At 69.9% G+C, this 22,623-nt stretch carries 21 protein-coding genes and 1 pseudogene; 11 read left to right on the top strand and 11 right to left on the bottom strand.

The annotated features are described in order from the left end of the window. Positions 1 to 20: 20 nt before the first annotated feature. Positions 21 to 1,016, top strand: coding sequence for an ABC transporter ATP-binding protein (locus tag OG622_RS02710; protein ID WP_371572904.1), 996 nt, complete (start codon positions 21 to 23; stop codon positions 1,014 to 1,016). 83 nt (positions 1,017 to 1,099) lie between these two features. On the opposite strand, the gene OG622_RS02705 is transcribed toward OG622_RS02710, so the two are convergent. Both OG622_RS02705 and OG622_RS02700 read right to left on the bottom strand, forming a co-directional pair. Then, positions 1,100 to 1,792 carry an ABC transporter ATP-binding protein gene (locus OG622_RS02705; RefSeq protein WP_371572902.1) on the bottom strand — a complete coding sequence of 231 codons (693 nt, stop codon included), beginning with the start codon at positions 1,790 to 1,792 and terminating at the stop codon, positions 1,100 to 1,102. Positions 1,793 to 2,478: 686 nt separating this feature from the next. Beyond that, positions 2,479 to 3,369: a LysR family transcriptional regulator gene (locus OG622_RS02700; RefSeq protein ID WP_371572901.1), complete on the bottom strand. Its 891-nt coding sequence runs from the start codon at positions 3,367 to 3,369 to the stop codon at positions 2,479 to 2,481. 149 nt (positions 3,370 to 3,518) lie between these two features. Between OG622_RS02700 and OG622_RS02695 the strand changes: the two genes are divergently transcribed. The 7 genes and pseudogenes from OG622_RS02695 to OG622_RS02665 all read left to right on the top strand — a co-directional run. Beyond that, complete coding sequence (locus OG622_RS02695) at positions 3,519 to 3,965, top strand: nuclear transport factor 2 family protein (protein ID WP_371572899.1); 447 nt, start codon at positions 3,519 to 3,521, stop codon at positions 3,963 to 3,965. Between the two features lie 75 nt (positions 3,966 to 4,040). Continuing rightward, entirely contained in the window at positions 4,041 to 5,237 is a 1,197-nt protein-coding gene (locus OG622_RS02690) for an NAD(P)/FAD-dependent oxidoreductase (protein ID WP_371572897.1), read from the top strand. A 151-nt stretch (positions 5,238 to 5,388) separates the two neighbouring features. Continuing rightward, positions 5,389 to 6,222 (top strand): NAD(P)H-binding protein, encoded by an 834-nt coding sequence (locus tag OG622_RS02685; RefSeq protein ID WP_371572896.1) that lies wholly within the window; start codon positions 5,389 to 5,391, stop codon positions 6,220 to 6,222. Further along, positions 6,219 to 6,887 carry an NAD(P)-dependent oxidoreductase gene (locus OG622_RS02680; protein WP_371572894.1) on the top strand — a complete coding sequence of 223 codons (669 nt, stop codon included), beginning with the start codon at positions 6,219 to 6,221 and terminating at the stop codon, positions 6,885 to 6,887. The genes OG622_RS02685 and OG622_RS02680 overlap by 4 nt, the downstream gene beginning before the upstream one ends. Before the next feature lie 147 nt (positions 6,888 to 7,034). Further along, a complete protein-coding gene (locus OG622_RS02675) occupies positions 7,035 to 7,547 on the top strand; it encodes an anthrone oxygenase family protein (protein WP_371572892.1) in 513 nt (170 codons plus the stop codon). Between the two features lie 700 nt (positions 7,548 to 8,247). Beyond that, complete coding sequence (locus tag OG622_RS02670; protein ID WP_371572890.1) at positions 8,248 to 8,400, top strand: hypothetical protein; 153 nt, start codon at positions 8,248 to 8,250, stop codon at positions 8,398 to 8,400. A 148-nt stretch (positions 8,401 to 8,548) separates the two neighbouring features. Further along, a pseudogene (locus OG622_RS02665) lies at positions 8,549 to 8,837 on the top strand (hypothetical protein); the annotation flags it as partial. Between the two features lie 932 nt (positions 8,838 to 9,769). On the opposite strand, the gene OG622_RS02660 reads toward OG622_RS02665, so the two are convergent. Then, entirely contained in the window at positions 9,770 to 11,323 is a 1,554-nt protein-coding gene (locus OG622_RS02660) for an MFS transporter (protein WP_371572888.1), read from the bottom strand. Positions 11,324 to 11,416: 93 nt separating this feature from the next. Between OG622_RS02660 and OG622_RS02655 the strand changes: the two genes are divergently transcribed. Both OG622_RS02655 and OG622_RS02650 read left to right on the top strand, forming a co-directional pair. Continuing rightward, entirely contained in the window at positions 11,417 to 12,082 is a 666-nt protein-coding gene (locus tag OG622_RS02655; RefSeq protein WP_371572886.1) for a TetR/AcrR family transcriptional regulator, read from the top strand. A 283-nt stretch (positions 12,083 to 12,365) separates the two neighbouring features. Continuing rightward, positions 12,366 to 13,544 carry a hypothetical protein gene (locus tag OG622_RS02650; RefSeq protein ID WP_371572884.1) on the top strand — a complete coding sequence of 393 codons (1,179 nt, stop codon included), beginning with the start codon at positions 12,366 to 12,368 and terminating at the stop codon, positions 13,542 to 13,544. Between the two features lie 111 nt (positions 13,545 to 13,655). Here OG622_RS02650 and OG622_RS02645 read toward each other — a convergent pair whose 3' ends face one another. The 6 genes from OG622_RS02645 to OG622_RS02620 form a co-directional block, all read right to left on the bottom strand. Beyond that, the gene (locus OG622_RS02645) at positions 13,656 to 14,159 is read right to left on the bottom strand and encodes a transposase family protein (RefSeq protein ID WP_371572882.1); all 504 of its coding nucleotides are present in this window, start codon (positions 14,157 to 14,159) and stop codon (positions 13,656 to 13,658) included. A 434-nt stretch (positions 14,160 to 14,593) separates the two neighbouring features. After that, complete coding sequence (locus OG622_RS02640) at positions 14,594 to 15,475, bottom strand: dioxygenase (RefSeq protein WP_371572881.1); 882 nt, start codon at positions 15,473 to 15,475, stop codon at positions 14,594 to 14,596. A 44-nt stretch (positions 15,476 to 15,519) separates the two neighbouring features. Next, entirely contained in the window at positions 15,520 to 16,635 is a 1,116-nt protein-coding gene (locus OG622_RS02635; RefSeq protein ID WP_371572879.1) for a maleylacetate reductase, read from the bottom strand. After that, positions 16,632 to 17,924, bottom strand: a complete 1,293-nt coding sequence (locus OG622_RS02630) for an MFS transporter (RefSeq protein WP_371572877.1) — start codon at positions 17,922 to 17,924, stop codon at positions 16,632 to 16,634. Before OG622_RS02630 ends, OG622_RS02635 begins: the two co-directional genes overlap by 4 nt. Next, positions 17,921 to 19,471, bottom strand: coding sequence for a bifunctional 3-(3-hydroxy-phenyl)propionate/3-hydroxycinnamic acid hydroxylase (locus OG622_RS02625; protein WP_371572875.1), 1,551 nt, complete (start codon positions 19,469 to 19,471; stop codon positions 17,921 to 17,923). Before OG622_RS02625 ends, OG622_RS02630 begins: the two co-directional genes overlap by 4 nt. A gap of 16 nt (positions 19,472 to 19,487) precedes the next feature. Next, a complete protein-coding gene (locus OG622_RS02620; protein WP_371572874.1) occupies positions 19,488 to 20,474 on the bottom strand; it encodes an amidohydrolase family protein in 987 nt (328 codons plus the stop codon). A gap of 342 nt (positions 20,475 to 20,816) precedes the next feature. Here OG622_RS02620 and OG622_RS02615 point away from each other — a divergent pair, with 342 nt between their 5' ends. Next, positions 20,817 to 21,599, top strand: a complete 783-nt coding sequence (locus tag OG622_RS02615) for an IclR family transcriptional regulator (protein WP_371572872.1) — start codon at positions 20,817 to 20,819, stop codon at positions 21,597 to 21,599. Between the two features lie 4 nt (positions 21,600 to 21,603). Here OG622_RS02615 and OG622_RS02610 read toward each other — a convergent pair whose 3' ends face one another. Further along, positions 21,604 to 21,765 carry a hypothetical protein gene (locus OG622_RS02610; RefSeq protein WP_371572870.1) on the bottom strand — a complete coding sequence of 54 codons (162 nt, stop codon included), beginning with the start codon at positions 21,763 to 21,765 and terminating at the stop codon, positions 21,604 to 21,606. A gap of 294 nt (positions 21,766 to 22,059) precedes the next feature. Continuing rightward, the gene (locus tag OG622_RS02605) at positions 22,060 to 22,578 is read right to left on the bottom strand and encodes a hypothetical protein (protein WP_371572869.1); all 519 of its coding nucleotides are present in this window, start codon (positions 22,576 to 22,578) and stop codon (positions 22,060 to 22,062) included. Positions 22,579 to 22,623 lie beyond the last annotated feature (45 nt).

Here is a 22,623-nt window from a genome sequence, read left to right as displayed (position 1 = left end):
CGTCCGCCAAGGAGCAGCCGATGACCAGCAGCCCGACCTTCCACGAGCTCGCCGACCGTGCCCTCGCCACGCGCGACGCCGCTGTCTACGGGCACGACGCCCTGATCACCTGCGACCGGCTGGTACGGATCTTCTCTGGCGACGGCGTGGAGGTCCAGGCACTGCAGGGCCTCGATCTCCTCGTTCGCAAGGGCGAGCTCATGGCCCTGGTCGGTGCCTCCGGCAGCGGCAAGTCCACCCTCATGAACATCCTGGCCGGACTGGACAGACCCACCGCCGGCGCTGCCCGAGTCGCCGGCCACGACCTGGTCACGATGTCTTCCAAGGAACGCCTCGCCTACCGTCGCAGGACCGTCGGCTTCGTCTGGCAGCAGACCTCCCGCAATCTCCTGCCCTATCTCACCGCCGCGCAGAACGTCGCCCTGCCCCTGCAGTTGGCTCGCGCCCGAGACCGGCGCCGAACCCGGGCCGACCGCGCCATGGAACTCCTCGGCCTGCTGAAGGTCGCCGAGTGCCGCGATCGTCGGCCGCAGCAGATGTCCGGCGGCCAGCAGCAGCGCGTCGCCCTGGCGGTCGCCCTCGCCAACGATCCCGCGGTCCTTCTCGCCGACGAGCCCACCGGTGAACTCGACTCCCACACCGCCGAACAGGTCTTCGCCGCGTTCCGCACCGCGAACGAGGAGCTGGGGACCACCATCGTGATCGTCACCCACGATCAGTCCGTCGCCGGTGAGGTCCGCCGTACGGTCGCCATCCGGGACGGCCGCACGTCGACGGAAGTCCTGCGCCACAGCGAAGTCGACTCCGCCACCGGCCAGGAGAACCTGGTCGCCCGTGAATACGCCATGCTCGACCGGGCCGGCCGCCTTCAGCTTCCCGCCGAGTACACCCGGGTCCTGGGAATGCGCGACCGTGTCGCCCTGGAACTGGAACCCGACCACATCGCCGTCCGCCCGGACGACGCACGGAACGACCGTCACGGCCAGGGCTCAGCCGCGGAACAGTCGGGGCTCTGAACCGAACCAGGTGTTGCTCCTGCCGCCTGACGCTTGGATCAGGCCGCAGGAAAAGCGACGTGGCCTGATCGCTGCCGGTCGCTTCAAGACTCGGTGATCTCGCCGTCCTTCAGCTCCAGCACACGATCGGCGAGGTCGAGAAGCGTCGTGTCATGGGTGGCCACGAGAGCCGTGATCCGTTCGCTGCGGACGACCGCGCGCAGCAGTTCCATCACGGAGTGACCGGTGTCCGCGTCCAACTGGCCGGTCGGCTCGTCGGCGATGAGAATCGAGGGACTGTTGGCCAGGGCGCGGGCGATGGCGACGCGCTGGCGCTGCCCGCCCGACAACTCGCTCGGGCGCTGCGCGGCATGGTCGGCGAGCCCCACGAGGGACAGCAGCAGTTCGACGCGCTCCCGGCGCTCGCGCGGGTCCGCCTTTCGCAACCGCAGCGGTATGCCCACGTTCTCGGCAGCCGTGAGGATGGGGATGAGCCCGAACGACTGGAAGACGAAGCCGATACGCTCCCGGCGCAGCGCGAGGAGGGCGTCCTCACTCTGGTCCCGCAGGTGCAGCCCATCGACGGTGACGCGTCCGCTGTCCGGCTCGTCCAGACCACCGATGATGTTGAGCAGAGTGGTCTTGCCCGAGCCCGAGCGTCCCTTGAGAGCAACGAGTTCCCCCCGAGGGACCTCGAAGGAAACGCCACGCAGGGCATGAACGGCGCCGGCGCCTCGACCGTACGACTTGCGCACATCCGCCACCTGCAGCATGGCTGCGGTCACCGCCTGGCCCATCGCGCCCCCGTATGCTCGCTGATCCTGCGGCGCGCCATCATCTCATCGGGCACCACAACCGGCAAAGCGTGGTGCGCCGAGGCGTTTCCGTTCCCACGCGTCGGACCTCCGGCGGGTGACGGTGTATCAAAGGCAGCGCCCCTCGGGCCTCCACCCCGCCCGCTTCCCTACCTGCCCGGTGCGTCGCGGCATACTTCCCGACGCCTCGCGACACGACCGATGGCGGGTGCGACGCATTGCCATCCGCGCCTCGACGGGACAGCCGCCGTTCGAACTGCCGCCGGGGTGACCGGAACCATGCCCGTAGGTGAACGACGTCGAGCCGTGCCCAAGTCGGCTCATCCCCGATGCAGTGCCGCGGCACGCTGATGGACATGCTTGAGCGTGGCTCGCCGGGGAGTTTCGAGCAGGGAACCCTGGCCGTGATCGCACCCCCTCGGGCGCCGATGCGGGCGCCGCCGCACGACTTCATGGACTACCTGGGCGACCGAGCCCGAGCGACCCGGGGTGCCGACCAGGCCTGGAGCGCATGTGCGGCACAGAGAAGCGGATCCTCCGCATCGCGCCGTAGAGCACTCGCGGTGTCGGCTCTCCCCAGTCGCCCGGAGCGGGGCCAGGCCGGCGCAGGCGACTCCGGTCGGACCGACGGGGCCTGTGCCATCCGATCAACTGCCCGTCATCCGCTGTCACATGGAGATGGGGCCGAGGTCGGCGGCGGTCTGGGCCAGTGCGCGGAGGGTGGGGCTGTCGGCGCTGGATCGCCACGTGAGGGCAAAGTGGATGGTCGGGGCGTCGTGAACGGGGAGGAAGACGATGCCGGGGGGACGGTTGTAGCGGGCGGCGATCTCGCCCAGCGGGTGGACATACCGTCCGGAGGCGACCAGGGAGAGGATCTCGTGGAACGTCCGCGCGACGGGCCCGCGCGGGATTCGGCGGCCGAGCGGCGTACGCGTGGGGACCATGGTCGTGACCCAGTACTCGGGGGCGTCGGGGCCGAAGTCGACGACATGGTTGTCGCCGAGGTCTTCCAGTGACGCGGTGCCGCGCTCGGCCAGCGGATGGTCTGCCGCCACGGCGAGTACGCGGCCTCCGGTCAGCACGGTCGGGCCGACGGTGAGGTCCGGTTCGGCCACCGGAAGCCACAGCACGTGCGCGTCGTGCGCTCCGGTGCGCAGCGCGCCGAACGGGTCGCAGCCGTTGATCTCGCCGAACTGGACATCGCTGCCGGGGTGGCGGGAGCGGAAGGCCTCGATGAGGGGGCGCAGTTCGTGGCCGGCATGGCCGAACACACCCAGATGCAGGGTCTGCCCCGTCCCCGCGCCGGCCGCTTCGGCGCGGGCGAGCCCCTCCCGGAGAAGGTCGACGGCCTGCTGGAGGTCCTCGCGCAGACGTCGGCCGACCGGGGTCAGGGCGACGCGTCGGCTGGTGCGGTCGAACAGGACGACGCCGAGACGCCGTTCCTGTTTGGCGATGGCCTGACTGACGCGGGCCTGGGACACATGGAGCCGTTCCGCGGTGCGGCCGAAGTGCAGTTCCTCGGCCAAGGTCAGGAAGATCTCGATGTCACGCAGCTCCATGCACAACCCCCGTCCATGCATAACTGCCACATTATGAATAGCCCAAGGAACCTTACATTGTTCCGCCTGCCCACCCCACCGATGCTGGATCCATCACCACCGGACAGGCGGCACACGCCTGACGCACACATGGATGGGGAGGGAAACCGATGGGCGACATGCGGGCCATCGCCGATCGCGTCGAGATAGAGGCGCTGCGAGCCGAGCTCACGGACGCGGTGATGATGCGTGACTTCGACCGAGCCGTCTCGCTGTTCACACCCGAGGGCGCCATGCGCTGGCCGCACATCGACAAGGAGTTCGTGGGCCGCGAGGAGATCCGCGAGGGGATCGAGTGGGGCCAGTCGCTCTGGGAGTTCTTCGTACAGAACGCCCACCCGGGCGTCATCCGGCTGGACGGCGACACCGCGGCCGGCCGGGCGCACATCCAGGAGTTCGGCCGGATGCGCGACGGCAGCTCGCACCTGAACTACGCCGTGTACCACGACCGTTACGAGCGAACCACCGACGGCTGGAAGTTCAGCGAACGCGTCTACGAGGTCCGGTACCTGGACTCCACCCCGCTCCGCGGCTCGGCGCCGGAGCGCCTCGGCTGATCCGTCCCGCACGCCGCCACGGAGTGCCAAGTCGACATCCTGCATGCGAATCCCTGAAGACGGAGGAAAGAAACCATGGCTGAGAACACCGAAGTCGTCGTGATCGGCGGCGGTTACGCCGGGGTCATGGCGGCCAACCGGCTGACGCAGCGCGACGACGTGACCGTGACGCTGATCAACTGCCGCCCGGACTTCGTCGAGCGGATCCGACTGCACCAGCTGGCGGGCGGAACGCACGAGGCCGTCAGCGACTACCGGAAGGTCCTGGGCGAGCGCATCCGGCTGGTGGTCGACACCGTGACCCGGATCGACGCGACGGGGCGCCGGGTGGAGCTGGCGAGCGGCGACACGGCCGGCTACGACTACCTGATCTACGCGGTGGGCAGCGGCAGCGCCGACCCGGGCGTGCCCGGAGCCGGCGAGTTCGCCCACCCGATCGCCACGTTCGAGGAGGCGCAGCGCCTGCGGTCGGTCCTCGACGCCGCTCCCGCCACGGCCCCGGTGACGGTGGTCGGAGCCGGTCCGACAGGCATCGAGACCGCCGCCGAACTGGCGGAGGCGGGCCGCACCGTGACCCTGGTCTGCGGCGGGCTGCTCGGCCCCTACCTGCACCCGAACGGCCGCCGCTCGGTCGCCGAGCGGCTGGCCGGCCTCGGTGTGACCGTGCTGCAGGGCTCCAACACGAAGGTCACGGAGGTGACCGGCGACACCGTGCGGCTCGGCGACGGCCGTGAGCTGCCGAGCGAGGTCACCATCTGGACCGCCGGGTTCGGCGTGCCGGACCTGGCCGCCCGCAGCGGGCTCAGCACCGACACCCTGGGCCGCCTGCTCACCGACGAGACCCTGACGAGCATCGACGACGAACGGATCGTCGCCGCCGGGGACTCGGCGGCACCGTCGGACATGCCGTTCCGGATGAGCTGCCAGGCCGCCGGCCCGCTGGGCGCACACGCCGCCGACACGGTGCTCAGCCGCATCGCGAGCAAGCGGCCCGCACCGATCGACCTGGGGTTCGCCGGCCAGTGCATCAGCCTGGGGCGCCGCGCAGGCACTTTCCAGTTCGCCCACAAGGACGACACCGCCACGCGGCTCCACCTCGGCGGCCGAACAGGCGCGAAGGTGAAGGAACTCGTGTGCAGGCTCACCATCAAGCAGCTGGTGAAGGAGGCACGCAAACCCGGCTCACACACCTGGGCCAAGGGCGAGCAGGGCCGCCGACTGCTGCGGGCCCAGCGCCGCGAGACGACGGCCACCGCCGAACAGTCCGCCTGAACCACACACCGGCAGCCGACGTGCGGCCGCATACCGATGGTCCTGGCACCCGGCTCGCCCGTGACGTCTTCCCGCGATACGAACCGCGATACGAACCGCGATCATCCACCGCGCAAGATCGACTTCGACACACCCACTTAGGGGTTCAGTCATGATCCTGATTACCGGGGCCACCGGCGTCGTCGGCCGGGAAACCGTCCGCCTCCTGGTCGAGGGGGGAGCGAAAGTCGCCGCTGTCACCCGCGACCCGCACGCCGAATTCCCCACGGGTACACAGCTCGTCCACCCCGCGAAGGTTCCCACCATCGACGGCGTGGAGGCCATCCTGCTCAGCCCGCGTGCCGCCGGAACCACCGCTGTCGACCTGTTGGCCCGCGCCCGCGAGACGGGCGCGGCAAGGGTGGTCGTGCTGTCCGCCGTGACCGTACAGTACCCGGCTGGGCACGCACGCTTCCGGCAGCAGTTCCACGCGGTCGAGGAGCTCGCCAAGGGGAGCGGCCTGGACTGGACGATCCTGCGCTGCGCCGATTTCGCCGCCAACACCCTGGCCTGGGCCGGGCAGATCCAGGCGACCGGGACCGTACGGGGGGCGTACTCGCACGCGAGGACCTCGACCGTCGACGAGCGTGACATCGCCGCGGTGGCCGCCCTCGCCCTGACCCACCCGCAGCACCGCGGTCAGACGCACCTGCTCACCGGAGAGCAGTCGCTGAGCCAGCCGGAGAAGGTCGCCGCGCTCGGCGCGGCGCTCGACCGGACACTGTCGTTCGTCGAGGCCGCACCGGACGAGATCCGCCGCGGCATGCTCGCCGCCGGCCTGCCCGACGAGGTGCCCGACCGGCTGCTCGGCTCGCTGGCCGACTACGCCCGTGAAGCCGGGCCCACCACCGACACCGTACGGCGACTGCTGGGCCGCCCGGCACGCACGTACGCCACCTGGGCGCAGGACCACCGTGCCGCCTTCACCGCAGGAGGACCCCGATGAAACTCACGATCGTTGCCGCCACCGGCGGTATCGGACGGCACCTGGTCGAGCAGGCGGTAGCCGGCGGGCATGACGTCACCGCCGTGGCCCGCCGCCCACGTGAGCTGCCGGGCGGCGTCCGGGCGGTCGCCGTCGACCTCACCCGACCCGACATGCGGACGCTCGCCGCGGCGGTACGCGGCGCCGACGCCGTACTGTCCGCGCTCGGCCCGCGAAACCCGCGCGCGGACGCGGGCATCACCTCGCTCGGCACCCGCGCGATCGTCGCGGCGATGCATGCCGAGCACGTCCGGCGGATCATCATCGTCAGCGCCGCACCCGTCGGGCCGGTGCCGGTGCCGGGCCGGCCGACACCACCCAGGCACGATCCCGGCGACGGCTTCTTCATGCGCCACCTGGGAGTCCCGTTGACCCGGGCGATGTTCGGCCGGCACTACGCCGACCTCGCCGTCACCGAGCAGACCCTGCGCGACAGCGGACTGGAATGGACGGTGTCGCGCCCGCCCAAGCTCACCGACAAGCCCCTGACCGGCACGTACCGGACCGCGTGGAACCGCAACATCCGGGGCGGGTTCTCCGTGCCACGCGCCGACGTCGCCCACCACATGCTCGCCCTGGTGAACCAGCCGGACACCATCGAGCAGGTCGTGGGAATCGCGACCTGACGAATACCAGCCACGCACGCGACCCGGGCTGCGGGTGAGAAAGCGAGCGACGACCCTGGGACGGAAACCAACAAGGTCAGGAAGATGCCTCGGCCGTCCCGCCCGCCCCTTCGCCGCCCGGGTCACCCATCACGAAGGAACGTGATCATGACGAAGTACGCCCGTTTCGTCAGCCTCGTGTTCGCGGGGCTGTTCGCCGGATTCCTCACGTCGGTCCTTGTCCTGGAACTCTCGCTGCGCGGCTTCGACAGCACCGTCTACACCCAGGTCCGGCTGGTCGAACTCGACTCACTCGACAAACTCGCCGTCGCCACACTCCTGCCGGCGCTGATCGCCACAGCGGTACTGGTTCACCAGACCTACCGAACAAACACCCGATGGTCGACCGTGGCCGCACTCGCCCTCCTGGTCCTCGTTCTCGGTCTCACGCTCATCGTCAACCTGCCCATCAACTCCGACCAGCTCCACTGGAACGCCCAGTCCCCGCCCTCCAACTGGACCAACGTACGAGACCGCTGGCAGATCGCCCACGCCGTTCGGACGGTGGCCGCGGTCCTCGCCTTCGCGGTCCTCACCTTTGCGGCGCCGTTGCCTCGTACACGTCGTTCAAGCTCGCCGAACACCTCGGTGCGGGAGGGATCGGCTGCGCGCATGAGGTGAGGGAGTCCAACGTCAGTGTGTGAAGGCAGAGTTGGACTCCCTCGCGACCGCACTCCATGTGAAGCCTGAGGATCTACCAAGGGACTCGCCGCATCTCGCTCCCTGGCGGCCGACGGTGGGGATCACCGCGCTGCTGAGCGACGCCGTGCTGGTCACGCTCGCGACGGTGCAGGCCATGCTCGGTTTCATCTCCGAGCCAGGTGGCTCTGCCACGCCCCCGCTCCCACCTGCGGCGTCCCTTCCCGTAGCTTCCCAAACAGTCCGGCTACAACAAGTGGCTGCGCAAGGCTGCCGAGCTGCTGCGTCGGGTCACCCGGCTACTGGTCGGCGACACCTCCGTGTGGAGCGACGACGTGTGGATCGTGGACTCCACACCGGTGGAGAGGACGACCCGGTCGGCGCCAGCGTCGGCGGCCGCTGACGCGAGACCGTGAAACGTTCCGACCTGGCCGGGCCCGGTACGGGTACTGCGCCCCAGCCAAAGCCGCTTCTTCTGGGGCCTGCGGCTGCCTCTGGTGTGCACCCTCCAGGGCCTGCCCGTCGCTTTCGCCCTGACCGGGGCCAAGGCCGACGAGCGCGAGACCCTGCTGGACCTGCTTGCGGCCGAACCGGGCCTCGTCGCCACCCGGCCTGGACAGACGCTGCGGGCGCGCCTGATCTTCCCGCAAACCTGGGCGGCGACGAGGTCCGGAGGCGGCGCATGGAGTGGATGGCCTTCCAGGGCCGCCACGACGAGACGGACACGCAGTCGCTCGTGCTCATGGTCGACGATGCGGCCCACGCAAATCACCTCCCGCAGTTGCACGCCCGGGCGGAGCAGTTCGCCTGCATCAACCCGACCGCCCTTCAGTGAGGAACTGACCGTCGAGGACGGCGAGACCGTGCGGTTCCGTTACGGGGTGGGTATCGCCGATGCCGATGCCGATGCCGATGCGAGCGCGGCTCCAGCGATGCGGTCGCCCACCCCCCTCTGGACACGGCCCAATCGCGGGAAATCACCGATGTACTCGCCTCCCCCTGACCCGGACACCGAACAGCGCATGCGCGCCCGCCACGCCCGCGCCGCCCGGGCATTGGACGGTGCAGACCGAGCCGGGCGGGGAGTTCTGGGGTTGGGCCGGGCGCACTCTGGATGCCCCGGCCCGCACCGCCGCCGGGCAATCTGCGTGGCTGCGGCTCGTGTCCTCCCTGCAAGAGGGCCTGCCGCTCTGCCTCATCGGCGACTCCGGCACGGGCAAGTCCCACCTGCTGATCGCGCTCGACACCGAGGCTGCCATGACGGCTTTCCGGGGCTGCTGCGCGAAGTGGTGCCGACGTTCCACAGGTTCCGCCTGCGCTCGGCGGTCCGATGCTGCCGTACGGAGGACGGCTCTGGCATGCTGTTCCCATGCAGCGATTCAGAAAGGGCGATGCCGCGTAGACGGCCGTCACAGCTCCGCGCCGCTAGCCGTTTCTCCCGGCAGCAGTCGTATGGAGCGTCAGAGCCTGGGTTCGCGCGCGGCTCCGGCAAGCTCGCAGCCGCAGCCGCTCGTCTTGAACGAGACCGGCTGTGGCCCGGCGCGATAGCTCAAGCCCTTCGGCAGTGGTCACGGATAGCCCATCGTTCGGGGCTTGCCCTTTCGGGTGGTTGCGGATGCCCGCTATGCCATCCCTTCCAGACGATCGATGAACGCGCAGTCCTCGAACTCGCCCTCCACGCTCTGCCTCCGCGAGTCGCCCGTGAACTGCGAGACATGGTCGAACCGCTCGATGAGCTCTATATCGCCAGCAGTTGGCCCGACCCGACTGCTTCACCGGACGACGGTTGGTGGGCACGCCGCTGCTGGGGGTGACAGTTGGACGTCACCTGTTTCTTGCGAGGAGGCCCCGGCGTTCACGCCGGGGAGGAATCGCATCCGGGTGTCGCGACGCGGAGCGTCGCCGCATCCGGTTCAGGGCGCGGAGCGCCCGTACCGCTGTCGGTGTCGCCGTGGTGATGCGAACGTGTGTTCTTGTGGTCGCTGGTGGGGTGGTGGTGGCGGGATCGGGGGGCGTTGTGCGGCTGTCGTACATATGGTCCTTCGCAGGGTTCGAGACGGCACTGTCCCGGCCGGGGAGCGTGAGGGGGCGAGATGGCGCAGGTGACGGCGGCTGCGGAGGCCGGGCAGGCCCGGTACACGTACCGGCTGCGCGTGTCATGCAGGATGCCATCCGTACGCCGAGCATCGCCCCGGCTTGAACTGTCAGTCGAGAACCCGTTCCTTGTTCGTCGTCACCTTGCTCGGGGCGGGAGGCTGCGGCCGGTCCAGCCAAACCAGGGCCGCGGCGGCGCCGAGGGCCGCGATGAAGGCGCAGACCAGCGTTGCTGTGTTCATGGCCGTGGTGAAGGACTGATGGGAGGCGTGGATGAGTTCTGAGGCCCGCCCCGGCTCCAGGCCGTCGGCTGCGACGTGGGCGGAGGTCAGGTCGTCGGCCGCCGTTGCGGGTGCGTCGGGGAGCGCATCGAGCAGGTGGGAGCGGTAGCCGGCGGAGACGACGGTTCCGATGACCGCGATGCCGAGTACGCCGCCCAGTTCGCGGACCACACTGTTCATCGCGGAGACCATCGGCGACTTCTCCCGGGGCAGCGCGGCCACGCTCGCGGTACTGGCCGGAGCCATGATCAGACCCATACCCGCACCGACCACGGCCATGATCAGAGCAAGCGGGACGAACCCGGTTCCCACGGTGGCCAACGACATGCAGGCGAGGCCGAGGGCCATGATGGCCAACCCCCCGGCGATCGTGTAACGGGTACCGAGGCGGGCGACGACTCGGTCGCTGGTGCCGGCGGTCAGAGCCATCGCCAGTGCGAACGGCAAGGCGCCGGATCCGGCCTTGAGCGGACTGTATGCGTGTACGAGCTGCAGGTACTGCGTGTAGACGAAGAGCAGACCGAACAGGGCGAAGAAGGTGACGGCGAGCAGCGCGGTGGTGACGGTGAACGCGCCGCGGGTGAACATCCGCAGGTCGATCATCGGCTGGTCCGTGCGCAGCTCCCACGCGGTGAACACGGCCAGGAGCACGGTCGCGGCGCCGGCCTCGGTCAGTGACCGCGGGGTGAGCCAGCCGCGTTCGGGACCTTGCACGATGACGTCGACGAGGGCGGCGAGTCCGGCCGCGGAGAGTAGCAGGCCCGGGATGTCGAAGCGGCCGGTCGGGTGGCCGGGAAGTGCGGGGATGACCGCCAGGGCGGCGGCGAGCACGGCGACGATCAGTGGGATGTTGACGTAGAAGACGCTGCCCCAGGCGAAGTGCTCCAGAAGTAGGCCGCCGGTGACGGGGCCCAGGACGATGCCGATGCCCGCGGAGGCGGACCAGACGGCGATGGCCCGGGCGCGGTCACGGCCGTCGAAGAGCGCGATGATGATCGACAGCGTGGCCGGCATGACGAAGGCGGCGCCCATGCCCATCACCGCCCGCCAGGCGATGAGCTGCCCGGCCGCGTCGGCCGTCGCGGCGGCGGCCGACGCGGCAGCCAGTACCACCAGGCCGCCGGTCAGTGCCCGGCGCTGGCCGAAGCGGGCTCCGAGGCTTCCCGCGGGGATCAACAGCGAGGCGAAGACGAGTGTGTAGGCGTTGTTTATCCACTGGAGGTCGGCGGTGGATGCGTGCAGCGCCCCGGCGAGCGCAGGCAGGGCGGTGTTGAGCATCGTGTTGTCGAGGGTGGTGACCACGAGCGCGGCGCAGAGCGCGGCCAGCGCGGACCAGGGCCTGGGGTGTTTCGTTTCCGGGTCTGTCGGGGTGTTCTTATGCACGTCCACGCAATCCTTACGGTCGTAAACTTACAGGCGTAGCCCTGAGGAGTGGGACGCTACGACACTCGACTAACAGCTGTAAAGTCAGGGGGTATGACGAAGGCTTCCGCAGCCCCTGGCGGCCGCTCCACCGGCCTGGGCGAACCAGTGTCCGCACGGCCCCGCAACCCCAGAGGCCAGGGCTCCCGCCTGCGGGAGGACATCATCCGCGCGGCGACCGCGATGATCGAACGCACCGGCTCGGACCAGAGTGTGACCCTGCGCTCCGTGGCGCGCGAGATCGGCATCTCCGCACCGTCGATCTACGCCCACTTCGAAGACCGGGACGCCATCGTCGAGGCGGTGGTCCTGGAAGCGATCGCGCAGCTGCACGAGTCGGTTGCCTCGGCCGTCGCCGCCCACGACGATCCCGTCGAAGGGCTGCTCGCCGGGTGCGCCGCCTACGTCGATTTCGGCACCCGCGAACCGGCGCGCTACCACGTGCTCTTCGACTGGGCCCGCCCCAAGCCCGAATCCGCCGGACATGACCTCTCCCGGACACGCGGGCTGAACGCGTTCCAGACCCTCGTCGACAACCTTGACGCATGTGTACGAGCCGGACGCTCAACCAGCGCGGACCCGTTCGGCGACGCGGTAGCTCTGTGGACGGCTCTGCACGGACAGGTCTCGCTCCGCGCGAGCCTGCCCGACTTCCCCTGGCCCCCGGCCAACACCGTCGAGCAAATGGTCTTCCGCCTCGGACACATCACTTCCGGTTGACCAGAGGCACCGAAGCTTTGGTGGGCGTCCTGGAGTCGCGCGGTCTGCCGGGGTGGACACCATGGTCGTTACGCATGGCGCCTGAAACCAGACCTGGCCCGCGGGTACGCAATACGGACGGGCGCCGACCGCCGACCGCCGGATACGCAATGCGGCGGGTGATCACGAAGGGGTAAGCACCGGTGCGGCAGAATCCCGCTACCCCGAAAAGACAGAGGACCTGACGACTGGCTGGCTGCGTCCCATCGATAACCTCCCTGCTGTGCGAGACATTGCAGCAACCTTGGGCAGGGTCCAAGCCGAGCACCGCGGCGACCTGGTCATCGGCCCGGCCTCGGAGAATCCCGATGTTGTCGTCGAGAGCGACGAGGCGGTGGACTGGTCGGTCTTCGAGGGAATGACCACTCCCTCAGGCGGCTTGTGGCCCCGGTGGATCCACTACGTCGGCAACGACACCTCGGTGTTCGCGTGGGCGGTTGAGCGTCCCATCGAGGCGTTGAGGTTCCAGCCTGAGACCCCGGGCTTGGTGATTGACGCCTCCGCCTCCCGCATCAACACGTTGAACATCACCCACGGCGAGCTCCCGGTCACGGTCAAGCCGCCGCCCGGGACCGGATCCAACGAGGTAATCTTCGCGGGGGATCCCTCCGTACTGACCGTGGTTCCCGCGCCCGGGCCGCTCCCACGGGTCGCGCTACGGCTTCCCAGCCAGCCGACACCGGGCAGGGTCCCGGCACCGGCTGACGGATCCGCCGGCGCACGGGCACTACCGCCGTTGACGGGCCTGGCTGATGCCGAATCCCTGGAGATCGCCGCCGGGCCGCTGGACGTACCACTGGACCTACGATCACTGACGCAGCTCCACAGTCTGCGGAAGCTGCGCCTGCAGGGCGGTGTGGCGCACCCGGAGGCGCTGGCGGACCTGCCACTGCACACGCTGGAGCTGCGGATGGTCCCAGACCTGACAGGGCTGCCGCCCCTGACAGCCTGGCCCGAACTGGCATCGTTCCTCGGCTGGAACATCGACGCCACCGTCGGCAAGCGCCTGCGAGCAGACCTCAAGAAGCGCGGCCTGGCCACTCGATGGGAGACAACGGCCCACGGGGGACGGACCACCTCGGCCGTGTGGCAAGTCAGCCACCTACGCACAGCCCCCTGGTTCGTGACCCAGTCCGGGCTTCCCTTCACAGTCTGGCCTCGAAGGACTGCCAAGCAGGCTGTGACCGCGTTCAAGACCGCCGCCAAGATCCTCGACCGCACCGACACAGCCGGCACCGACGGGCACACCGCCGCCCAACAGGCCATCGAGGAGTTCACCCGCGCGCTCAACCAGATCGACGGCATCTACACGGCCGAGCGTGAGGACGCCGCCACCGCCGTACTCCAGCTGGCCCGACTCGCCACCCCGCCGATCCCCGAACACGACGCTCTTGCCTGGTTCGACCGCAGCCGCGAGTTCTGACGCCAACGGGCACTCACCGTCCCCGAGCCCGTCATCACCGCCTCCGCGGACGAGCACGTGTGACGGTGTGTGGCCACGCTCATCGAAGCACCCCGCGGCCTCTACTCGAGATCATTCACGATAGAGCGGCCAGAGCCCTGAAAACGGCCGACGATGCTCTTTGATCAACCCGGCGATCATCCCACCCGCCCAGCCAACGTGACAGCGCCCCTTGAAAGCATCCGTCATGAGGGCGCCTGCCCGGCCTGCCGGCGCGAGACCGACCGGCACCAGCGTCGATCGCAACCGCTCGGTCCGTCGTCCGAACCGGCGCGTGAGCCCAGGGACTTGCTCAGCGAAAGTCTTGCGCGTGCAGGAGTCCTCCGCGCAGACGAGCCGCCGCACTCGTAACGACACCACGACCAGCTTGCCCGCTGTCGGAAGATCACGCGGAAAACGCAGGTAGGAGCCATGTATTCGCCCCGACCAGTATCCGCACTCCGGACAGTCCGCCCATCGTGCGGTCGTACGAGCCTCGACCCGGACGACCGTGTCGGTCACCTCGACCGACTCCACCAATACGCCCTCGACCGACGAGAACAGCAGCTCATCCAGCTGCGGCAGCACTTCGTTCACGGCGAAGGACTGTCGACCACACCACCTTCCAGCCGGGCGATTTTCGGGCGAACTGCGCAGCAACTCGCAGCGCTTCGCGGCCGGCAACGCGGCGCTCCGAGCCTGCTGCCCGAGCCGTCGACGCCCCGCCAACTGGACCCTGTCGCTCGCTACCTGGCGAAAATATCCGTTGAGTAGATGGAGAAGGCGAAGCGGACGCTGGACCAGGACCAATGCAGTGACTCTGCTGGTGACGCCGGTGGGGTCGGGGCGGCGGTGCGCAGAGCACGGGCGGTGATGTCGAGCCGGCCGAGCGTGGGGCTCGCGGGCCGCCGCTGCAACCAGCGGGAACACGGCGAAGGAAGAACGTAAGTTTTGCGTACGAAGACGAGGGACGGTCCGGGCAGCCTGAGCTTCAGGGCAGGTGAGTTCCAGAACGGCAGCGGCCGTGCGTCCTACTCCTTTCTGAGGACGATGTCGAAGCTTGCCGACGTCCACGGCCCTTCCAGCCGGCGGCTGTCCGGTGTCGGCGTTCCCGGTCGGTGGCGGTCGAAGGGGCGTACCAGTGACTCCTTCACGCCGAATACGGAGTCGCTGTCCAGAGTGGGGTCGCCAGCGACGAACATGTGCGTGATGAGCGGCTGGAAGCCGGGTGCCGTCACCTTGAAGTGGAGGTGCGGTGCCCGCATCGGGGAACGGCCGGCGTGCTGGAGGAGTCGGCCGACGGGGCCGTCGTCGGGGATCGGGTAAGGCGTGGGGGTGAGCGCCCAGAACCGGTAGCGGCCCTCGGGGTCGGCGAACAGGTGCGCGCGCCCGGCGAGGGCACCGTCGTCGTACTGGACGTCGTACATGCCGTCGTCGTCGGCCTCCCACACCTCGATGCGGGCCCCGGGGACCGGGTTGCCGTCGGTGTCCGTGACCGCGCCGGCGACCCACGACGGCTCGCCTTTCGCGCCGCCCGCGATGTCTCCGCCGAGTTCGATCTCGGGCGAGTCCTGGACGAAGAAGGGGCCGAGGACCGTGGACTCCGTCGACGCGCCGAGGCCCGGTTCGTTGACCGCGACGGTGAGCATGGAGATGCCGAGGACATCGGAGAGGAGGACGAATTCCTGGCGGGTGTCGGTCGTGATGTGACCGGCCGCGGTGAGGAACCCGATCGCCGCGGACCATTCGGCCTCGGTGAGCCGGGTCTCGCGCACGAACGCGTGGGCGTGCCGCACGAGCGCCTGCATGACCTCGCGGAACCGTTCGTCCTTGGCGGTGTCGAAGCTCGCGACGACGTTGTCGGTCAGCTCCTGTTCAGTCGTCCCCCTTGTCTCAGTCCCAGTCCCCGTCATCCCAGTCCCCGTCGTCCCAGTCCTGGTCGTCTCAGTCGTTTCAGTCATCGGGGTGGCTCTTTCGTACGGAGGGCGTTGAGCGGGACCGTCACCGGGGTGTCGCCTCGGTACGCGCGTCCCAGCAGGTCGCGCATCTCGTCGTGGGTGACCCGGCGCGGGTTGGAGTCCGGCACCTGTGGCATGACCAGGTCGGCGGCCCGGTCGAGTTCCTCCTCGGCGAGCCCCAACTCGCGCAGCGAATGCGGGGGGTCGAGCCGCGCGTAGAGGTCGAGCAACGCGGCGAACGGGTCGGTGCGTACGTCGAGCGCGGCTGCGAGGTGCCTGGCCGCGTCGGGTGCCATGGCGAGGTTGAGGCCGACCACATGTGGCAGGACCACCGAGTGCAGCGCGGCGTGTTCGAGGTCGTACGCGCCGCCCAGGACGTGACACACCCTGTGGTGCAGCCCGGAGCCGGCGCCGGCGAAGGCGACCGCCCCGAGGTAGGTGCCGAAGAGGATGTCACGGCGGGCGGCGACGTCCTGGCCGTCGGCGACGATGCGCGGCAGTGCGGACGCCAGCGAGCGGGCGCCCTCGACGGCCAGCGCGGAGCTGATCGGGTTGTGCCGGGGCGCCCACCACGCGTCGACGCAGTGGGCGAGAGCGTTGAGGCCGGACGTCACCGACAGCCGGGTGGGCAGCGACAGCATGAGCGTGGCGTCGTAGACGACGACGCGGGGGAGCACCTTCGGGTCGACGCCCGTGCGCTTGTGGCCGTCCTCGGTGAGGCCCCAGACGGGGGTGGCCTCGGAGCCGGCGTAGGTGGTGGGGACGGCGAGGATCGGCAGTCCGGTGGTGAGAGCCGCCGCTTTGGCCGTGCCCGTCGTCGACCCTCCGCCGACGCTCAGCAGCAGGTCGGCCGCGTGTTCGCGGGCCGCGGCCCGCACGGCCTGTGCCACTTCGGCCGGTACGTGCGGCCGGACGCCGCCGAAGACCGCTACGACCGGGAGGTCCTTGCAGATGTCCTCGGCCAGGGCCCGCTCCCCGTCGGCCGCGATCACCAGGACCCGGCTCGCGCCGAGCCCCGCGACCGCGGCCGCCACGTCCGCCCGAACCGTGCCCGAGCCGAAGACGACCCGCTGGCCCCAGGACTCGTAGACGACCGGCGATGGGACGACGGTCATGCCTTCACCTCTCGCGCCCGGGGCACGGCACCCGCCGCGAACGCTCCGACGAGGGCGGGGACGGCGAAGGCGTAGAAAGCCCACTTGACGTCGGCGCCCGAGGTGAGGACGAACGCGCCCAGGGACGGGCCGGCGATCGCACCGAAGCGGCCGATGGACAGGGCCCAGGCGAGGCCGTTGCCGCGCACGGCGTCCGGGTACCTGGTCACGATGAACGCGTTGCCGAGGATCTGCGAACCGATGAACCCGAACCCGCTGATGAACATGAGTACGAACATGACGGGCGTCGGCGGGCGGGTGCTCATCGCGATCAGGCTGACCGTGCCGACCAGGAAGGCGACGACCACGACACGCTTGGCGCCGAGCGCGTCCGCGACCCGGCCGCCGACGATGGCCCCGACACCGACGCCCAGCCACATCGCCGCCGTCTGGAGCAGCGCCGAGCCGAGGGAGAAGCCGGCGGCCTGCATGATGCTGGGCAGCCAGGTGCTGATGCCGAAGACGAGCAGGAGTCCGCAGAAGGACATCGCCCAGAAGAGCAGGGTCGAGACCGCGAGGCCGCCCGTGAGTAGCGATCCGAGGCCGAGCATGCGGCCCGGGTCCGACGTCGGCGCGGCCTCCGAGGGGGCGAGACCGAGCTGCTCCTCCACCGCTCTCGCCTCGGCCGTGCGGCCCGTGCGGTTGAGGTGGAACGGGCTCTCCGGGAGCCGCAGCACGAGCGGTATGGCCAGGAACACGGGGACCACACCGATCACGTACAGCCAGCGGTACGAGACGTCGGGCAGCAGGGCGGTGCCGAGCAGCGGGGACATCAGGGCGCCGGCCGCGTAACCGCTCATGATCAGGGCGACGTTGCGGCTGCGGCGGCCCGGCTCGCTGAGGTCGGCGACGTAGGCGTTGATGGTCGGCAGTACGACGCCGAGGCCGAGGCCGACGACAAGGCGTCCGGCGCCGAACGAGGGGACTCCACCGGCGAACGTGCAGACCGCCATCCCGAGCGAGAACACGGTGGTGCCGACGAGCAGGAGCCGACGCGGGCCGGTGCGGTGGAGCAGGGCTCCGGCGAGGGCCGCGCCGATCAGCATTCCGATGCCGACGAGGGAGCCGATGGTGCCGGCCTCGGCCTTGTCGATGCCGAGCGAGGGGTCGCCGAGGATCGCCGGGACGCTGACGCCGTACACGGCGAGGTCGTATCCCTCAAGGGATGCGACGACCCAGGCGGCGATCAGCATGAACGTGGTCGCGGACACTCTGCGGGCCTGCGGACGGACGGCGGACTGTGTGGTCATGGCCGGATCCCTTCTCCAGCTGTGGCAGGAGCCTGCACCGGCTCGACTGCTGTGGCAAGTGTGGTGAGAAGTGCCGGGATGTCCGAGAGGACTCCCGTGGTGCCGAGGATGTAGAAGTCGGGCCGCCACAGCACGGCTGCGCGGCCGGTCTCGTCGAACCAGCGCCCGTAGACGCCGCCGACATCGGTGACCCCCTCCGTGGTGAGGCGGCGGTCGGTGAGGTGGTGGACGGCCACGCCGAGCCGGGCGGCCGTTTCGGTGGTCGAGGCGTCGAGCGAGGCGCCGGTCCGGCCGTCGACGAGGAGCACGAATCCGCGGCCGAGGACCTCGTCGAAGAGTCCTTCGGCGCCGTGCGACTCCACCCGGCCCTGCGGCATCAGATGCCCGGCCTGCGGAGAATCGTCGCGCAGACCGGGGCCGAGGCCGGGGAAGCGCATCTTCTCGGGGCGCCCGTCCGCCTCGCGCAGGGCGATCAGGCGGGCGTCCCGCTCGGCGGCGGCCACCGGATCGCGCATGGTCTGTACCCGGCCCAGCTCGATGCCCTTGGCGATGATGGCCCGCACATGCGGCTCGCGTTCGCTCTGGTAGGTGTCGAGGAGCGCGTCGTCGGCGCCGCGCAGTACGGCGTCGAGCTTGAAGGCGATGTTCTGGGCGTCGCGGATGCCCGAGCACATGCCCTGCCCGAGGAACGGCGGCATCTGATGGGCCGCGTCCCCGGCGAGCAGGACCCGACCGCTGCGCCAGCGCTCCGCGACGAGCGAGCGGAACGTGTACGTGGCGACGCGGACGAGTTCGGCCTGCGAGCGGCCGACATGGTCGGCGACCCGTGCCCACACCCGGTCGGGCTCCCGCTCGACGGGGAAGGAGTCCGCCGAGTCGAGCATGAAGCTGAACCGGTGGTGCCGGGGGCCCAGCGAGATGATCGACACGGGCTGCTTCGGGTCGCACACCTGACGGGCCTTGGGAATGTCCGTGGGGCCGGTCAGGCGGAAGTCGCAGACCATCCACGGCTCGGAGAACCCGTAGTCGTCCTGCCCGACGCCCAGCCAGGTGCGGGTGAAGCTGTTGCCGCCGTCGCAGGCGACGACGTACCGGGCCGAGACGGCCGTGTCGCTTCCCTCGACCTGGATGTCCACGCCGTGGTGCGTGTTCCGCAGGCCGGTGACCGGGGAGTCCATCCGGATCTCGACGTTCTCGAGACCGCGGACCAGGCTGTCGAGGGTGTCCTCCAGATAGGGCTGGTACATCATGTACCACTCGGCCCAGCCCTGGCCGCCGACGGCGGCGAAGTCGTGCTCGATGAGGAGCTCGCCCGCGCCGTTGCGCCACTCGTAGTTCCGCTGGACATGCAGGGTGGGCAGCAGATCGCCTGAGATACCGAGGCGGTCGAAGGTCCGCATCGTCTCGTCGTCGAAGATGGCGGCGCGCGGAAGGTTGTAGAGGGTCGGGTAGCGCTCCAGCACGACCACGTCGTGGCCTGCCTGACCGAGCAGCGCCGCGGTGGCCATGCCGACGGGCCCGTACCCGATGACGGCGACGTCGTACACGTGCGTTCCCCTCCGCTCAGACACCCGCGAGCGCGGGCGTGGTGGCGAGGCCGAGCAGCTTCTCGGCGTTCTGGTGGCCGATCTTGAGCCGGTCGGCGTCGCTGATCGGGGCGTCCTTCAGGAACTTCGTGGCCGTCTCGATGTCCTCGAAGGGGTAGTCGGTGCCGAAGAGGATGTGGTCGGCGCCCATCGACAGCAGGGCGGTGAGCAGCGGGGCGGGGGAGCAGACGCCGCTGGTGGTGATGTAGAGGTTGTGCCGGATGTACTCCGAGGGGCGCCCGCGCTTGAGTTCGATGCCGTGGTGCGCGTGGAACTCCCAGCGGGAGTCCATCCGCCACATCACGTAGGGCAGTCCCTCTCCCATGTGGCCGAGGAGCAGTTTGGCGTTCGGGAAGTCGTCGAAGACGCCGCCGAAGATCAGTCGCAGGGCGTGGGTGGCGGTGTCGATCCCCCAGCTCCACATCGGTCCGACGAGTTCGGGGTGCCCGGAGAGCACGTGCGCGGTGTCGACGCCGTTGGCCGGGTGCAGATAGAGCGGTACGTCGAGGTGCTCGGCGCGTTCCCAGACGACGCGCAGGGCGGGGTCGTCCAGGTACCTGCCGTGGGTGTGCGCGTTGACGAGGGCGCCGCGCAGGCCGAGCTGGGTGACCGCGCGCTCCAGCTCGTCGGCCGCGGCCTTGGGGTCCTGGAGTGGCAGGGCGGCGAAGCCGGAGAAGCGGTCGGGGTGCTCGGCGATGACGCCGGTGAGGAAGTCGTTGACGGTGATCGCCTGACGTACGGCGGAGGCCGGGTCCTTTTCCGCCTGGAGGCCGGGGGAGTTGAGTGAGAGCACCTGCATGTCGAGGCCGGAGGCGTCCATGGTGTCGAGGCGTTCCTCGGTGAGGTCGAGGAGCCGCCGGGAGGCCTCGGCCCACGCATGGGGCTGGGCGATGGAGGCGGTGGAGGCGCCGTGGCCCACCAGGTCAGGGGTCACGAAGTGTTCTTCGAGGCCGATCAGCTTCATCGCGGAGTTCTCCTCGGAGGGATCTTGTATGCGGGATCTCGTACGCGGGCCTCGTTCTGCCGTTGAGGTCCCGTCTGCAAGGCGGGGTGCGGCGGCGCCCGGCTCGGTGTGAGTGGCCGGGGCGGATGGGATGCGCGGGTGTGTGCGCCGAAGGACGAGTGGCTCGGGGCGGCTGCGAGACGGGCAGCCGGTGGGGCGGGGCAGCTGAGGGAGGTGACCGCCACTGCTCCCGCAGTTCACCAGAACGTAATGCGTTCCGCAATAGTGAATGTAAGATCGGTTGTATCGGCCCTCTCGATAGGCTGACCGCGTTCGTCCACCGGCAGGGGAGAAGGCTGAGCTGTGACCACGACTGACCCCAGGGAGAGCGGGGAGCGGCAGGGCATCCAGTCCGTCGAGATGGCGATGAAGGTTCTGCTGGCGCTGGAGAGCGGCGGCGGTGCGCTGAGCCTGTCGGCGATCGCGCAGGCCAGCGGCATGCAGCCCAGCAAAGTGCACCGCTACCTCGTCAGCCTCGGCCGTATCGGTCTGACCTCGCAGGATCCCGCCTCGGGTCTCTACGACTTCGGGGCCGCCATGCGCCGTATGGGGGCCGAGTCGCTGCGCCGCACCAACGAGGTGGCGGTGGTGAGCGGCCACGCGATACAGCTCCGTGACCGCACGGGCCACTCGGTGAACCTCGCGGTCTGGGGCGACCGCGGCCCGATCGTGGTGAGCTGGGCGTACGGCACCCGCCCGCTGCCCCTGACGGTGCGCGTCGGCGCCACGCTTCCCCTGCTCACGTCCTCCGTGGGTCAGGTCTTCCTGGCCCACCTGCCCGAGAGCCTCACCGGCGAGGTGCTGGGCGGAGAGCTCCACGGCAGGGAGGGGGAGTGGACGAGCGAGCGCATCGCCGCCACCCGGGCGCGGATCCGCGACGACGGACACGTCGTGACGCACAGCGGCGTCATCCCGGGCATCATCTCGGTCGCCGCGCCCGTCTTCGCGGCAGGCGACCCGCTGCCGCTCGCCGTCTCCGTCGTGCTGCCCGAGAGCCTCGGCACACCGGACCACCTCGCCGAGGTGACCCGCGAACTGTGCGACACCGTGGCCGCGGCCTCGCGCGAGCTGGGTTACCTGTCATAGAGCCCTACGCGAAGGGGCGCGGGCCGACCGCCTCGTCGTAGTAGGCCTCGGCCGAGGGGCCGAGGACCTCCAGGAACAGTGCCGTCACCTCCCTGCGGGCCTGGTCGTCCGGCAGTTGCGCCATGACCTCGACCGCGAGTTCCTCCACCACCACGCTGTACCGCATCCCGCGCCCCCGTGTGATCGACTTGGGCAGCAGCGTACGAAGGAACCGCCGATCGCGTTTGGCCTGTGGATAACCCGGATCGGAGTCGGGAGCGCGGCGGGGCCTACTGCGTGTGACTGTTCGCGACAGCCGGCGGATGTTCATGCAGTTGGCGAGCCGGGCAGCGGACGAGTGGGGCCGGTGTGCGGGTTGTGGGCAGCGGCCTCCTCGTCGGTCTGGGCGCATGCGGCCGGAGAACGGCGCAGGCCTTCGCTGCGACCACATCGCCGCGAAGGCCGTACTCCATACGCGTTGTCAGATAAGGGAGACGGCGACCAGCGCGACGGCGGAGCCGCCGAAGACCACGGTGTTGCGCAGGTAGGTCTGGGCGCGCACCCAGTGGGGGAAGGCGTCCTCGGCGGCCTGGAGGAAAGGCTCGACTTCGACGCGTGCCAGCTCCGGGTCGTCCTTGCGGCGGAAGGCGGCCTCCACGGACTTCACCGCGGTGAGGTTGCTGTAGACGATCACCGCGTTCATCAGCAGCACCAGCGAGGAGAATATCCAGGTCAGCAGCTGGGCCAGGTCGGCGCCCGCGAAGTTCACGGCGGCGGTGGCGGTCATCACGGCGGCCACGGCCACCGGTGCCGCGGTCTCGTGACCGCCGGCGTCGAACCGGAGCCTGTTCTCCTCCAGCACCTCCGGGCGGACGTTCTGGCGGCGGAGCTCGGCCACTGCGGCGGCCTTCGCGGCAGGGCCGAAACGGTGGCGGACCAGCGGGATGCTGATGAAGGCGGCGGCGACGAGCAACTGCATGACGGCGGCGAAGGTGTTCACGGGGCTCTCCCTGGACTTGCACTTAGTTCAACTGGCTGGCTTGGG

This window comes from Streptomyces sp. NBC_01314 (assembly GCF_041435215.1).
Classification (GTDB): Bacteria; Actinomycetota; Actinomycetes; order Streptomycetales; family Streptomycetaceae; genus Streptomyces.
Note: the sequence above shows the minus strand (reverse complement) of the source record. Positions and strands in the feature narration are given on the sequence as shown.

What these genes read in the sequence shown, in the direction of transcription:
- OG622_RS02710 (WP_371572904.1), top strand. Translation starts at nt 21, where the DNA reads ATGACCAGCAGCCCGACCTTCCACGAGCTCGCCGACCGTGCCCTCGCC.
- OG622_RS02705 (WP_371572902.1), bottom strand. Translation starts at nt 1,792, where the DNA reads ATGGGCCAGGCGGTGACCGCAGCCATGCTGCAGGTGGCGGATGTGCGC.
- OG622_RS02700 (WP_371572901.1), bottom strand. Translation starts at nt 3,369, where the DNA reads ATGGAGCTGCGTGACATCGAGATCTTCCTGACCTTGGCCGAGGAACTG.
- OG622_RS02695 (WP_371572899.1), top strand. Translation starts at nt 3,519, where the DNA reads ATGGGCGACATGCGGGCCATCGCCGATCGCGTCGAGATAGAGGCGCTG.
- OG622_RS02690 (WP_371572897.1), top strand. Translation starts at nt 4,041, where the DNA reads ATGGCTGAGAACACCGAAGTCGTCGTGATCGGCGGCGGTTACGCCGGG.
- OG622_RS02685 (WP_371572896.1), top strand. Translation starts at nt 5,389, where the DNA reads ATGATCCTGATTACCGGGGCCACCGGCGTCGTCGGCCGGGAAACCGTC.
- OG622_RS02680 (WP_371572894.1), top strand. Translation starts at nt 6,219, where the DNA reads ATGAAACTCACGATCGTTGCCGCCACCGGCGGTATCGGACGGCACCTG.
- OG622_RS02675 (WP_371572892.1), top strand. Translation starts at nt 7,035, where the DNA reads ATGACGAAGTACGCCCGTTTCGTCAGCCTCGTGTTCGCGGGGCTGTTC.
- OG622_RS02670 (WP_371572890.1), top strand. Translation starts at nt 8,248, where the DNA reads ATGGAGTGGATGGCCTTCCAGGGCCGCCACGACGAGACGGACACGCAG.
- OG622_RS02655 (WP_371572886.1), top strand. Translation starts at nt 11,417, where the DNA reads ATGACGAAGGCTTCCGCAGCCCCTGGCGGCCGCTCCACCGGCCTGGGC.
- OG622_RS02640 (WP_371572881.1), bottom strand. Translation starts at nt 15,475, where the DNA reads ATGACGGGGACTGGGACTGAGACAAGGGGGACGACTGAACAGGAGCTG.
- OG622_RS02635 (WP_371572879.1), bottom strand. Translation starts at nt 16,635, where the DNA reads ATGACCGTCGTCCCATCGCCGGTCGTCTACGAGTCCTGGGGCCAGCGG.
- OG622_RS02630 (WP_371572877.1), bottom strand. Translation starts at nt 17,924, where the DNA reads ATGACCACACAGTCCGCCGTCCGTCCGCAGGCCCGCAGAGTGTCCGCG.
- OG622_RS02620 (WP_371572874.1), bottom strand. Translation starts at nt 20,474, where the DNA reads ATGAAGCTGATCGGCCTCGAAGAACACTTCGTGACCCCTGACCTGGTG.
- OG622_RS02610 (WP_371572870.1), bottom strand. Translation starts at nt 21,765, where the DNA reads ATGCGGTACAGCGTGGTGGTGGAGGAACTCGCGGTCGAGGTCATGGCG.